The sequence below is a fragment of the Streptomyces sp. NPDC049627 genome (assembly GCF_044465645.1).
In the GTDB taxonomy this organism is placed as follows: Bacteria; Actinomycetota; Actinomycetes; order Streptomycetales; family Streptomycetaceae; genus Streptomyces.
Genome location: NZ_JBITLW010000015.1, coordinates 81,371 through 95,247, shown reverse-complemented (window position 1 = coordinate 95,247; position 13,877 = coordinate 81,371). Strand labels below are relative to the sequence as shown.

Here is a 13,877-nt window from a genome sequence, read left to right as displayed (position 1 = left end):
AACCCTTCACCAAGTTGCCCTGCCCCTTCATCGCTGTTGTCCGAGCGGTCCGCGCCAGGAGCGGAACCCGCGCAGCTGCTCCGGCGTGACCACGGTCTCCAGCCGGTCGTCGTCCGGATCGCCGCCGCCCAGCGCCGACACCAGGCGGCGCGCCGGGGTGTTGCGCGGGGTGTGCTCCGCCGTCAGGCGGACCTTGGCGCAGTCGAGTTCCTCGGCGCGGCCGGCCAGCCACTGCAGCAGGCGTTCCTCGACGCCCCGGCCGAGGGCACGGCAGCTCATCAGCCAGGCCAGCACATCGAGTTGATCGCCCTCGCGGCGCAGGGCGAGGAGTCCGATCTGGCCGTAGTCACCGAAGCGGTCACGCGCCGCGGCCGTCCAGACCTCGCCCTGTGCGCGCCATCGGGCGACGTCGCCGCCGTCGGCGGAGCGGGCGCGGAGGGTGAACTGGTTGGTACGGCGGACGAGTTGCTCGGCCCGTTGCACATCCGCGTCGGACAGGGCCCGGATGTCCACCTCAAGTTGCAGCTGCTCCAGGAACTCCTCGAAACCGGCCTGTTCGCGTACGGCGTCCCGCTCCCGCTCCTGCTCGTAGAACCGCGCCCGCAGCGTGTCCTCGGCCGTCGCGGCGGCAGGGACCAGCGGCCACATCCGGCCCAGCAGATCGGGTAGTTCGGCGTGCGGCGGGCAGGTCACCGACAGCACCTGCGGCAGTGCGGCGCGCATCTTCGCGATCTCGGCCGGGTTGTCGTCGAGGAACAGGAAACTGTCCAGGCCGAGGTCGAGTGTGCGCGCGGCCTCGGCCAGGCGTTCCGGCTTCGGACCCCAGGCCGCGGAGAGCACGCTGAAGTGGTCCGCCTTCAGGAGGCTGTCCGGGCGGTCCAGTACGGCGCGGACGGTGTCCTCGTCGTTGTTGCTGACCAGCACGAGCAGCGCGCCCGCCGCCCGCCACTGCGCCAGCCTGCGGGCGAGCAGGGCACGGGGGCCGGTCAGGTCGACGGCCTCGGGGCCGATCTCCCCGGCCACGCCGCCCCACAGGGTCTCGTCGCCGTCGACCGCGATCACCTTCGGCGCGGGGCGCCGCACCGCCTGGACGATCTCGGCGAGGCGGAGGGCCACGGCCGCCTGGAAGTGCGGGGTGAACGGGAGGTGGGCCAGGCGTTCGGTCCGCTCGTCGAAGCGTTGCTCGACGGGCTGATGGCGGGTCCAGTCGTCGGGGCCGAGCACGGCGATGCCGGGGGTGTCGGCCAGTTCGGCGGCGATCTCCTGTTCCCACCGGCTGAAGCGGTCCTCTTGCCGTGCGGTGGGCAGGAAGCCGACGATCAGCGGCTTGCGGGTGCGCTCGGCCACCGCGCGCAGGGCGGCCGGGTAGGCGGCGCGCAGTTCGGCGAGCACCGCGTCGTCCACCGGGCCGAACCGCTGCAGGTCCGCCGCCCGCAGCAGCACGATGCCCACCGTGGTGGCCGGGTCGGCGAACACCCCGGACGGATCGCGCAGGCTCGCCAGAACATGGTGGTACGGCGCCTCCGCGACGGTCGTCACGCTGCCGTCCCGTAGCGACTCGTCGACGGCCGTCTCGCACATCAGGGGCAGAGCGCCCAGGGCGAACGTGGCGGCGAGGCCGAGCGTCCGGGACGGCACCGCGGAGTCTCCCTCGGCCGTCGCCCGCGTCACCCGCACCGGCCCCGTCGCCCGCACCGGCCCCGTCGGATCGTCGGCCGCCGCCCGCGTCACACCCACCGATCCCGTCGGATCCTCGGCCATCTCCGCGAGCAGGCGCAGCAGTTCCTCCCCCAGCCCGGTGACCGCCGCCGCGTCCAGGATGTCGAGGTTGTGGTCGAGGCGGATCCGTCCCGCGTCCGGCGTCATGGTGATCATCAGGTCGAGGTCGGAGTAGCCCGTGCCCGCGGGGAGCACCTCCAGGCCGGCCAATCTGCCCGCGGCGCGTACGTAGTTGAAGTAGACCTCGACCAGCGGCGCGTTCGCCCGGTACAGACCCTGCTGTGCCAGCACCGGCAGCACGTCGGAGAACATCGCGCCCTTGGTCAGCACCCGCTGCAGACGCCCGTCGGTGCGCCGCAGCACCTCTTCGACCGGCTCTTGCGCGTTCGCCTCGGCGGGGAACGGCACCGGCACGCCGAAGAAGCCGACCGCGTCGTAGGCATCGGCGTGGATACGGGTGTCGACGGGCACGGCGAGGACGAAGCGTTCGCGCTCGCGCTTCCTGGCCAGCAGGACGGTCAGGGTGCCGAGGCAGAAGGCGGCGGGGGTCACGGCGAGGCGGCTCGCGGCGGCCGAGATCCGCTCCATGAGGCCGTCGGGGATCGGCACGGTGACGCTGCCGGCGCGGTACGTGCGGGTCTGGGGGCGCGGTCGGCTCAGGGTCAGGTCGAGGCGGGCGCTGCCCTGGAACGCCTCACGCCATTCACCCGCGTCACCCAGCCCATCGGCCTGCTCATCGGTCTCCCCACCGGTCTGTTCGGTGGTCTGCTGGGCCTCGATCAGCAGGGTGATGTCGCGGTTGGTGACGGTGTCGCCCAGGGCCTGGCCGGACAGCTCGGCGTCGATCTCGCCCGCCACCAGCAGCAGCGACTGCAGATCGCTGACGGCGTGGTGGGCGCCGTAGACCAGGACCTGGCCGCGATCCCCGCCGTCGAGCAGTTCGAATCGCCACAGGGACGCCGCCGCCAGGTCGAAGGAGGGTTCCAGAAGCTCGCGCAGCCGGTCGGCGGCGTCGATGTCGGTGCCCTCCGGAACGACCGTCCAGTGCAGCAGCGGCCCCGCCAGTTCGCGGTCGACCCGCAGCTGCCGTCCGCCCTCGGCGGCGGTGACGACGGCGGTGCGCAGGGCCGCGTGCCGTGCGGTGAGGCGGGTCAGGACGCCGGTGAGGGACTCGCGGGTGGTCGGCGTGGTGAGGCGTACGGCGAGGCCGACGGCGTGGGCGGCGTCCGGCATGCCGGGCTGGGCGCTGCGCAGGAGCCGTACGACGTCACGGGTCGCGGGGTGCAGTTCGGTTGCCGGGACCTCGGTGGCGTGTCGCGGCCCGTCGGGGGCCGTGGCCCGCCGCTCGTGCGGTGCGGTGGTGTCCCGTTCGGGCAACGCCGTGCTCAAGGCCCGGGCCAGCCCGCGGATGTCGGCGGCCGAGAAGACGGTCGCGGCGGGGAGTTCGACGCCGAGCTCGCGGGCGAAGGCGTTGCGCAGTCGCACCAGCATCAAGGAGTCGAGGCCGAGTTCCTTCAGGGCCGTGGTCGCGGAGACCTGGACGGCGCCGCCGGAGACCTCGCCGACCCGGGAGCGGACGTACGCCTCCAGTCGCAGGGCACGTTCGGCGTCGGTCGTCGCGGCGAACACCTTCTGGACGAGGTCGTCCGTGCCCGGCGTGCCCGTGGGGGCGGTGACCAGGTCGGCCAGGATCGGGCGGGTGCGGGCCGCGTCCGGGTCGAGGGCCAGCAGGTCCCAGTCCAGCGCCATCGGGGCCAGCTGGCGGCGCGCGGTGGTCAGTACACGCTCGAAGAGCTCACCGCCGTCCTGCGCGGAGAAGGCGACCAGACCCGAGCGGGCCGTCCCGGCCTCGCGGGCGTCGGACTCGGACACCATGCCCACGCCCGACCAGGCGCCCCAGTCCAGGCTCAGCGCCCGGCGGTCCGTGCGGGAGAGGTGGTGCGCCCAGGCGTCGAGGAAGGCGTTGGCCGCCGAGTAGGGGCTCTGTCCGGCCGAGCCGAGCAGTCCGGCCGCCGAGGCGAAGAGGATGAAGTCCTGTGCGTCCGGGATCAGTTCGGTGAGCAGGGCCGTGCCCAGGACCTTGGGGGCGAGGACGCGCATGACGCGTTCCCCGGTCAGGTTGGCGATCGTGGCGTCGTCCAGGACACCGGCCGTGTGGACGACGCCGGTGATGGGGCCGAGTGTGTGGCGTACGGCGTCCAGGGCGGCGGTGAGGCCGGCCCGGTCGGCGACGTCCGCGCGTGCCACGTGCACGGTCACGCCCCGCTCTCGCAGAGCACGGATCCAGCCGAGGGCGTCCGCGGTGGGCTCGCTCCGGCCCATCAGGGCCAGTCGGCGGGCGCCGCGACGGACCAGCCGTTCGGCGACGACTCGGCCGAGGCCGCCCAGGCCACCGGTGATCAGGTACGCGCCGTCCGGCCTGACGGCCCCCTGCCCGCCGTCGTCCGGGCGGGTGCGGGTCAGGCGCGGTACCAGTCGTCCGGCGTCGCGCAGCGCGACGAGCCGTTCGTCGTCGGCGTGCCGCAGCTGGTCCCACAGCCCCTCGTCGCCGTCCGTCGGCGGGAGGTCGACGAGGGTGGTCCTCAGCTCCGGGTGCTCCTGCGCCACCGCGAGACCGAAGCCCCAGGCGAGCGCCTGCTGCGGGTGTGTCACCCGTGTGCTGTCCCCGGCGGCCTGGCTGCCCCGTACGACGACGAAGAGGCGGGGCGACGGGCCGTGCGTGCGGTCCGCGAGCGCGCGCACCAGGTGCAGGGTGCTCAGGCAGCACAGCCGGGCGGCCTCGTCGGCCGTGTCGGCGTCCTCGATCGGGGGCGCGTCGAGTGCCGACAGCTGGACGACTCGCTCGGGTGGTTCACTCGCGTAGGCCTCGTCGAGGAGGCGGGCCAGGTGCTGCGGGTCGGCCGGGTCGAGGACGTAGCGGCCGGCACCCTCGGCGGCGAACTCCTCGCCCCTGCGAGCGATCACATACGGCACCGTGGTGCCCAGCCGCTCGACGAGGCCGGCGGCCACACCCGACTCGTCGGCCAGGATCAGCCAGCCGCCCCGGGCGGGCGGCCCGTCGGCGACCGGGCGGGTTTGCCAGCGGGTCTCGAACAGGGCGCCGTCCAGGGGTGAGAGCGCGGCGAGTTCGAACTCCTCGGCCTCCAGGAGCAGTTGGTCCCTCTCGTCGTACAGCCGAAGGTCCAGCGTGGCGGTGTCGCCGGACACGGATCGCAGCTCGCACGTCACCCACGCGGGCGTGGTGCGCAGTCCGGTGTGGTGAAGGCGTCCGACGCCGGCGGGCACGAACGCCCGCCCCTGGGGTGCGTTGCCGGGCAGCGCGGCTGCGTGGAAGGCGGCGTCGAGGACGGCCGGGTGCAGCAGATGGCCGGCGGCGGGCTGGTCGGCCAGTCGGGCGAGGCTCGCGGACGAGGTGCGGTGGCCCGACTCCAGGCCTCGGAAGGCGGGGCCGTAGTCGATGCCGAGGGCGGCGAGAGCGGCGTAGACGGCAGGGAGGTCGACCTGGTCGGTGCACCGGGCGCGCAGTGCGGGGAGCGCGTCGCCCGTGGTGGAGTCGGGTTCGCCGGGGTTGACGGCGATGCGTCCGCTCACGTGGTGTTCCCAGCGCGTGGACTGCCCGCGCGCCGCGGGCGCCGAGGCGACGGTGAAGTCCCGGAAGCCGTCGGCGGCGGGGCGCAGGACCAGTTGCAGCCGTGTCGGCCGGGACTGGTCGAGGCGCAGCGGCCGGAGGAATCTCACCCGGTCCAGTCGTGCGTCGCCACCGTCCCGCACGGCCGACGCGGCCTCCAGCGCCATGGTGAGGAAGGCCGCCCCCGGCAGCCACACCTCGCCGGTGACCTTGTGGTCGGCCAGATAGGCGAAGCGGCTGTCGCGCAGGTCCACCTCGCTCTGGAAGAGGTGCCGGTCGGCTTCGTCGCTGGCCTCGACGTGCGTGCCGAGGAGCGGTGAGGCGGCGGTCGTGGCGGCGGGGGCGGGCGCGCGCCAGTGGCGTTCGCGGGCGAAGGCGTAGGGGGGCAGGTCGACGCGGCGGCCCGCCGGGAACAGCGCCGCCCAGTCGGGTGTGTGACCGGCGGCGTACAACTCCCCCAGCCTGCGCAGCAGTACGTCCCGCCCGCCCTGTTGGCGGCGCAGCGAGCCGACGCTCACCGCATCGATCCCGGCGTCGGCGGCCACGGCCTCGATGGACGCGCCGAGGGAGGGGTGCGGGCTCAGCTCGACGAAGAGACGGTAGCCGTCGTCCAGCATGCGCCGGATCGTGTCCGCGAAGCGGACGGGCTCGCTGAGGTTGGCGTACCAGTAGCCGGCGTCCAGGCGGTCGCCGGGCACGGGCTGCGCGAGCACCGTCGAGTACAGAGCAGTCGCGGTGTCCGCGGCGGCCCGGACACCGGAGATGCGGTCGAGCAGTTCGTCGCGCAGCGGGGCCATCAGCGGCGTGTGCGAGGCGAACGGCGTCGACAGCGGCCGCGCCTCGATCCCCTGGCCGTCGAGACTGAGGCGCAGCTCCGCCAGGGCTTCGCCGTCTCCGGAGACGGCCGTGGAGTGCGGGCTGTTGACGGCGGCGACGAACAGCCGCCCGGCATACGGGACGAGCAGCTCCTCGACGCGCGGGCGCGGCAGGTCCAAGGAGAGCATGCCGCCCTTCCCCGCGACCGGTACGACCGCCTGCGCGCGCCCGGTCACCACGGTCACGGCGTCGTCCAGGGTGAGGGCGCCCGCGCAGTACGCGGCGGCGATCTCGCCGAGGCTGTGGCCGGTCACGGCGTCCGGGGTGACGCCGAGCGCGCGCCAGGCGGCCGTCAGTGCCGCGTTCACCGCGAACAGCGTCGGCTGCAGATACTCGGTCCGCTCCAGCGGGGAGAACTCCTCCGGCGCCCGCAGCGCGTTGAGCACCGACCAGCCGACGCGCCGCCGCACCGCCTCGTCGATCCGCGTCAGCTCCTCTCGGAACGCCTCCGACTCGGCCATCAGGTCCAGGGCCATGCCGGGCCACTGACCGCCGTGCCCGGCGTAGACGAAGGCGACCTTGCCCGGGTGCTCCTCCCGGAGCGGGGGCGGGTGGATGCGTCCGTCCGCCAGCTCGCTGAGTGCGGACCGCAGTTCGTCTCGGTCCTGGGCCACGACCGCCGCGCGCCGCTCGAAGTGGCTGCGGTGGCGGGCGAGCGTGTGGGCGACGTTCGGCAGCGGGGCGGAGTCGGCGGCGAGGTGGCGGGCGAGGGCCGCGGCCTGGCCGCGCAGACCTGCCTCGCTGCGGGCGGAGAGGACGAACAGGTGCTTGCCCGCGCGCAGTTCGGCCACGGGCTCAGCTGCCGGGGACCGGGCTTCCTCCACGATCACATGCGCGTTGGTGCCGCTGATCCCGAAGGCGCTCACCCCCGCGCGCCGCACCCGCTCCGCCGACGCGGGCCAGGCCACCGCCTCCTGCAGCAGGTGCAGTCCGCTGTCGGCCCAGTCGACGTGGCGGCTGGGCGTGCCGGCGTGCAGGGTGCGCGGGAGGGTCTGGTGGTGCAGCGACTGCACCACCTTGATCAGGCCGAGGACGCCCGAAGCCGCTTGGGCGTGCCCGACGTTGGACTTCAGGGAGCCCAGGTACAGCGGGCGGCCCTCGGGACGCGAGCGGCCGAAGACCTCCGCGAGGGCACCCGCCTCGATCGGGTCGCCGAGGGTCGTGCCGGTGCCGTGCGCCTCGACGTGGTCGATGGCGGCGGGCGCGAGTCCGGACCGCTCCAGCGCCCGTCGGATCACCTGCTCCTGCGCGGGCCCGTTCGGCGCGGACAGGCCCTGGCTGCGGCCGTCCTGATTGACGGCGGTGCCGCGCAGCACGGCCAGCACCGGGTCGCCGTCGCGCCGGGCGTCGCTCAGTCGTTTCAGGACGACCATGCCGGCGCCCTCGGCCCAGATGGCGCCGTCGGCGGCGTCGGAGAAGGAACGGCAACGCCCCGTCGGCGACAGGCCGCGCAGCCGGCTGAACTCGACGAAGGTCTGCGGCGTGACCATCAGGGTGACGCCGCCGGCGAGCGCCAGATCGCACTCGCCCGCCCGCAGTGCCTGCGCCGCCAGATGCACGGCCACCAGCGACGACGAGCACGCGGTGTCCACCGTGAGCGCGGGACCGTTCAGCCCGAGCGTGTACGCGAGGCGGCCCGAGGCGACGCTCAGGGCCGAGCCCGTACCGACGTAGCCGTCCAGGTGGTCGAGCCGGGTGCCGGACAGGTAGTCGCTGCCGAACATGCCGACGTACACGCCCGTGGTGCTGCCCGCCAGGTCTGCGGGCACGATTCCGGCGCGCTCCAGCGACTCCCAGGCGGTCTCCAGCAGGAGGCGCTGCTGCGGGTCCATGGCCGCCGCCTCCTTCGGGGTGATGCCGAAGAAGCCCGCGTCGAAGGAGTCGATGTCGTCGAGGAAGCCGCCCTCGCGCGCGTAGGACTTGCCGGGCGCGTCCGGGTCGGGGTCGTACAGTGCCTCGACGTCCCACCGCTCGGCCGGGAACGGTCCGACCGCGTCCCGTCCCTCCGCGACGAGACGCCACAGGCCGTCCGGGTCACTCACGCCGCCGGGCAGGCGGCAGGCCATGGCGACGAGGGCCACCGGCTCCTCCGCGGAGGGCCGGGACGCGGGCGCGGTCCGGCGGCTCCTGCGGCCGGTCGTCGCCAGGGCGCTGGTCAGCAGGTACTCGGCCAGACGGCTGGGCGTGGGGTGGTCGAAGAGCAGGGTGGCGGGGAGTTTGCTGCCGAGGCGGCTGCTGATGCGGTTGCGCAGGTCGACCGCTGTCACGGAGTCCATGCCGAGGTCGCGCAGCGGCTGGTCGGGACGGACGGATTCCGCCGAGCGCAGGCCGAGGGCGTGCGCGGCCTCCTCGCGGACGAGGGCGAGGACGCGTGCGGCGCGTTCGCGCTCCGGCAGCCGGGCCAGCCGGTCCGCCACCGTGTGGCCGTCGGGGCGGGCGTGGCGGGGCGCGGGGAGGAGGGAGCGCCACAGTGCCTCCGTCGGTGCGGCGGTTCTCAGCCGGGGCAGGTCCAGGGCCCAGGCCACCGTGTGCGGGGCGTCGCGCCGCAGGCACAGCTCGGTCAGCTCACGGCCCTGGTCGGGGGTGAGAGCGCGGTGCCCGCGGCGGGCCATCCCCTCCAGGTCGGCGCGCTCGGCGGCGAGCCCTTCGCCCGCCCAGGCGCCGAAGGAGACCGAGACGCCGGGCAGGCCCGAGGCGCGTCGGTGATGGGCGAGTTGGTCGAGGAAGGCGTTGGCGGCGGCGTAGTTGGCCTGGCCCGGGTTGCCGACGACTCCGGCGGCCGAGGAGACCAGCAGGAAGAGGTCGAGCGGGTGGCCGGCGATGAGCCGGTGCAGGTGGGCGGCGCCGTCGACCTTGGGGCGCAGCACCTGTGCGAGACGCTCGGGGGTCAGTTCGGCCACCACACCGTCGGCGAGGACTCCGGCGCAGTGGACGACGCCGCGCAGGGGCGACTCGTCGCCGACGCGGTTCAGCACCACGGCCACGGCTGCCGCGTCGGCGACGTCGCATGCGGCGACCTCGACCTCGGCGCCGAGTGCGGTCAGTTCGGCGGTGACGTCGGGTGTGCGGGGGTCCTCCGCTCCCTGACGGGACGTCAGCAGAAGGCGGGGGACACCGTTCTCGGCCAGCAGGCGGGCGATCCGGCGGCCTACCGCGCCGAGCCCGCCGGTGATCAGCACCGTGCCGTCGGTGGGGATCGGGGCGGGGCAGGCGGATGGGGAGGGGCGGGCGCGCACGAGGCGCGGGACGAGCAACTCTCCCTTGCGCACGGCCAGTTCCGGCTCCTCGGCATACGGGAGTGCCGTGAGCGGCAGCGGTTCGTCGTCGTGGAGATCGAGCAGGGACAGCCCGAGATCGGGGTGTTCGGCGCGTGCGCTGCGCGCCAGGCCCCACAGCACCGACTGGGCCAACCCGGGAACCGTGTCCCCGTCGGCGGCCGCGATCGCCCCGCGGGTCACCCAGATCGTGCGGGCGGGCGCCTCGCCCGAGGGAAGGGCGATCAGGGCCTGCAGTTCGGCCAAGGCGGTCGTCGCCAGTTCGTGGGCCGCGGCGGCCGGTTCGCTGTCGGCCGCCGGTCGCGGCCAGAGCCGTACGACGGTCTCGGCGCCCTCGTCGGTGACCTGGACGCCCGCCGCACGCAGCTCGCCCAGGGCCGCCGCAACGGCCGGATCCGCCGGGTCGCCGTGCACGGCCCACCGGCCGCCGGACGCGTCGGCCGTCTCTTCCGGTACGGCCGTCCACGCCACCTCGTACAGGTGCCGGCCGTTCTCCGAGCCGCTGTTCGGTTCGGCCGGGTGCGCGGCCCGCAGGCGTACCCCCTCCAGGCGGCCCGCCGGGAAGCCGTCGGCGTCCCACAGGCTGACGTCCAGGACGAGGTCCGTGCCGGGGCCGTCCGTCCGGCGTACGGACGCGGTGAGGTCCGTCGCGCCGCCGGGCGGCAGCACGCAGCGCGCCACCGCGACCGGCAGCAGCACACGCTGGTCGGAGGAGTCGAGGGCGGCGGCTACGTGGAGGGCGGCGTCCAGGAGCGCCGGGTGCACCGGGTAGGGGTCGGCCGCGTCACGGGCGGCGAGTGGCAGCGAGAGACGGGCCAGCACGGTGCCGTCGCCGGTCGCGGCGGCCTGTCGTACGCCCCGGAAGGCGGGACCGTAGGCGAGGCCGAGTGCGGTCAGCCGCTCGTAGGTGTCCTCGCCCCAGGCCGGTCCGGCCGTCTCGGGCCACGGGGGTGGCTCGTCGGCCGGCGCCGGGGTGGAGGCTGCGGCGGAGGCGGTGGCGGTGGCGGTGGCGGTGGCGTGCAGCGTCCAGTCCGTGGCTTCCCCGCCGCGTGGACGGCTGTGGACCGTGATCTCCGGGACGCCCCCCACGGCGACCACCTCGACGGACACCTCGACCGTGCCGGCGGCGGGCAGGGTGAGGGGTGCCAGGAGGAGCAGGTCGGTGAGATCGGCCGGGGTGTCCGGGCGGGCCGTGGCGAGGGCGGCGCGGCAGAGTTCGATGAGGGTGGTGCCGGAGACGACGGTCCGGCCGAAGACGGTGTGGTCGGGCAGCCAGTCGGCGGTGGTCGGGGACCACTCGCCCCGGAAGGTCCAGCGGGTCTCGTCGGCCGACTGGAGCTGGATGCCGAGCAACGGGTGGGCCGCGCGGTCGAAGAAGCCGGGGCCGATGGCGGGGGCGGCGGGCTCGGTCCAGTGCCGCTGGGCGTCCCAGGCGTACGTCGGCAGATCCGCGGGGGTGGTGTGCGCAACCAGGCGGCGCCAGTCGATCCGCCGTCCGTGGACGTGGAGTTCGGCGGCGGCGCGGTCCAGGCAGGCGGGACCGTCCTCGTCGCGGCGCAGCGAGCCGACCGCGATCAGGTCCTCGTCGATGGTGCGCAGGGCGGTGAGCAGCGACGGGTGCGGGCTCAGTTCGACGAAGCAGCGGTAGCCGTCGGCGGCCATGCGCTCGACGGTGGGCGCGAAGCGGACGGGTTCGCGCAGGTTGGTGTACCAGTAGCCGGCGTCGAGTTCCTCGGTGACCGGCTCCCCCGTGACCGTGGAGTACCAGGCGACGGACGTGGGGCAGGCGGTGACTCCGTCGAGTTCGTCGAGGATCGTCATGCGGACCGGCTCGACCCGGTCGCTGTGGGAGGCGTAGTCGACGTCGAGGCGGCGGGCGAAGACCTGGTGCCGGTCGAGGTCGGCGAGCAGGGCCTCCACCGCGTCCACGGCACCGGCGACGACGGTCGAGCGACCGCTGTTCACGGCGGCGACGGCGAGGGTGCCGCCGTGGTCGGCCAGCCGGGTCTCGACCTCGGTGTGCGGCAGGGCGACGACGGCCATCGTGCCGGTGCCGGACAGTTCGGTCAGGGCCTGACTGCGCAGGGCGACGACCGCTGCCGCGTCGTTGAGGCTGAGCGCCCCGGCGACGCAGGCGGCGGCCACCTCCCCCTGGCTGTGCCCGACGACCGCGTCCGGCCGGATGCCGCGAGCGCGCCAGACGGCTGCCAGGGACACCATCACGGCGAAGATGACCGGCTGGACGACGTCGACGCGGTCCGGGGGCGGGGCGCCCGCGTCGCCGCGCAGCACGGCCGTGACCGACCAGCCGGTGAACGGGCGCAGGGCGGCGGCGCAGCGGTCGAGTTCGTCGGCGAAGACCGGGTCGCGGTCGAGCAGATCGCGCGCCATGCCGGGCCACTGGGATCCCTGCCCGGGGAAGACGAAGGCCAACTTCCCTGGGGGTGTCACCTGTTGGGGGCCGACGGTCAGGTCGGTGTCGGGCCGGTCCTCGGTGAGCGCTTGCAGGGCCGTGAGCAGTTCGGCGCGGTCGTTCGCCCCGACGACGGCTCGGTGCTCGAAGTGGGTGCGGTGGTGGGCCAGGGTCGCGGCCACGGCCGGGAGGGGCAACTCGGGCTGTCGCCGGAGGAGTTCGAGGAGGCGGTCCGCTTGTCCTCGGAGTGCGGTGAGGGTGCGGGCGGAGAGCGGGAAGAGGGTCGTACCGGAGGGGGCGGCGGGCGGCTGTGGCTGTTCCTCGGGCGCTTCCTCCAGCACCACGTGGGCGTTGGTACCGCTGATCCCGAACGCGCTCACCCCGGCCCGCCGCACCCGCCCGGGGTGCCGTGGCCAGGGCTGCGCCTCGCCGAGTACGCGCAGACCGCTGTGCGCCCAGTCGATGTGTTCGGTCGGGGCCTCGGCATGCAGGGACGCCGGCATCCGCTCGTGCTGGAGCGCCAGTACGGTCTTGATGACGCCGGCGATGCCCGCGGCGGCCTGGGTGTGGCCGAGGTTGGACTTCAGGGAGCCGACGCCGAGCGGACGGTCGGCGGTGCGGTCCGGTCCGAAGACGGCGGCCAGGGCCCGGCCCTCGATGGGGTCGCCCAGCCGGGTGCCGGTGCCGTGCGCCTCGATGTGGTCCAGGTCGTGCGGCCGCAGCCCGGCGGCGTCGAGAGCGGCGCGCACCACCCGCTCCTGGGCGGGGCCGTTGGGGGCGCTGAGGCCCTGGCTGCGGCCGTCCTGGTTGATCGCCGAGCCCTTGATGACGGCGAGGATCCGGTCGCCGTCACGGCGTGCGTCGGCGAGCCGCTTGAGCAGGACCACGCCGCAGCCCTCGGCCCACACCACGCCGTCGGCGTCCGCCGAGAACGGGCTGCACCGCCCGGACGGCGACAGTCCCCGCAGCCTGCTGAACTCGACGTGCGCACGCGGGGTCACCAGCAGCGTGACGCCGCCGGCCAGCGCCAGGTCGCACTCGCCGCCCGCCAGCGCCTGCGCCGCCAGGTGCAGGGCGACCAGGGACGAGGAGCAGGCCGTGTCGACGGTGACCGCCGGTCCCTGGAGGCCGAGGGTGTAGGCGATGCGGCCGGACGCGACGCTTGCCGCCGAGCCGGTGCCGACATGGCCGTCGAGCTGGTCCAGGGCGGCCGAGGCCAGGTATCCGCTGTCGTACAGGCCGATGTAGACGCCCGTGGAGCTGCCGTTCAGTGTCTGCGGCACGATCCCGGCGCGTTCGATCGCCTCCCAGCCGGTCTGCAGGAGCAGCCGCTGCTGTGGGTCCATGGCCGCCGCCTCGCGCGGCGAGATGCCGAAGAAGCTCGCGTCGAAGCGGTCGATGCCGGAGAGGTAGCCGCCGTGCAGGGAGTAGGCCTTGCCGGGGGTCTCGGGGTCGGGGTCGTGCAGCGCCTGCGTGTCCCAACGGCCCGCCGGAGCCTCGGTGACGGCGTTCTCGCCCGCGGCCAGCAGGCGCCAGAGCGCCTCCGGGTGGTCGGCGCCGCCCGGGAAACGACAGGCCATGGAGATCAGGGCGATGCCGTCGTCGCGCCGTGCGGGTACCTCGGCCGCAGCGGCCGGTCGTGTCCCTGTGCGGGCGGGTCCGTCGTCGAACACCGCTTCGGCGAGTGCCGCGATGGTGGGATGGTTGAAGATCAGGGAGGGATCCAGGGCCCGGCCCGTCGATGTCGAGAGCTCGGCGGCCAGCACCACCAACTGCCGCGACCCCAGCCCGAATTCGGCGACCGGGCGGTCCGGGTCGACCGTCAGCGGGTCGAGCCCGGCCGCCTCGGCGACGGCCGACTCCAGCCAGGCCCGCACGTCCTCTGGTGTCGTGAGGGACGGCTGGGGGGACTGCTTCGGGGTCTCGTGCGCAGACATGTAGACAGGCGTCCTCGTGGATTCGGGCA

The 13,877-nt window shown here is 74.6% G+C and carries 1 protein-coding gene; it reads right to left on the bottom strand.

Going from position 1 to position 13,877, the window contains the following annotated elements:
- Positions 1–27: 27 nt before the first annotated feature.
- A complete protein-coding gene (locus tag ACIBU0_RS35080) occupies positions 28–13,848 on the bottom strand; it encodes an SDR family NAD(P)-dependent oxidoreductase (protein WP_398826803.1) in 13,821 nt (4,606 codons plus the stop codon).
- Positions 13,849–13,877 lie beyond the last annotated feature (29 nt).

Coding starts and splice junctions, on each gene's coding strand:
- ACIBU0_RS35080 (WP_398826803.1), bottom strand. CDS start 13,848: ATGTCTGCGCACGAGACCCCGAAGCAGTCCCCCCAGCCGTCCCTCACG.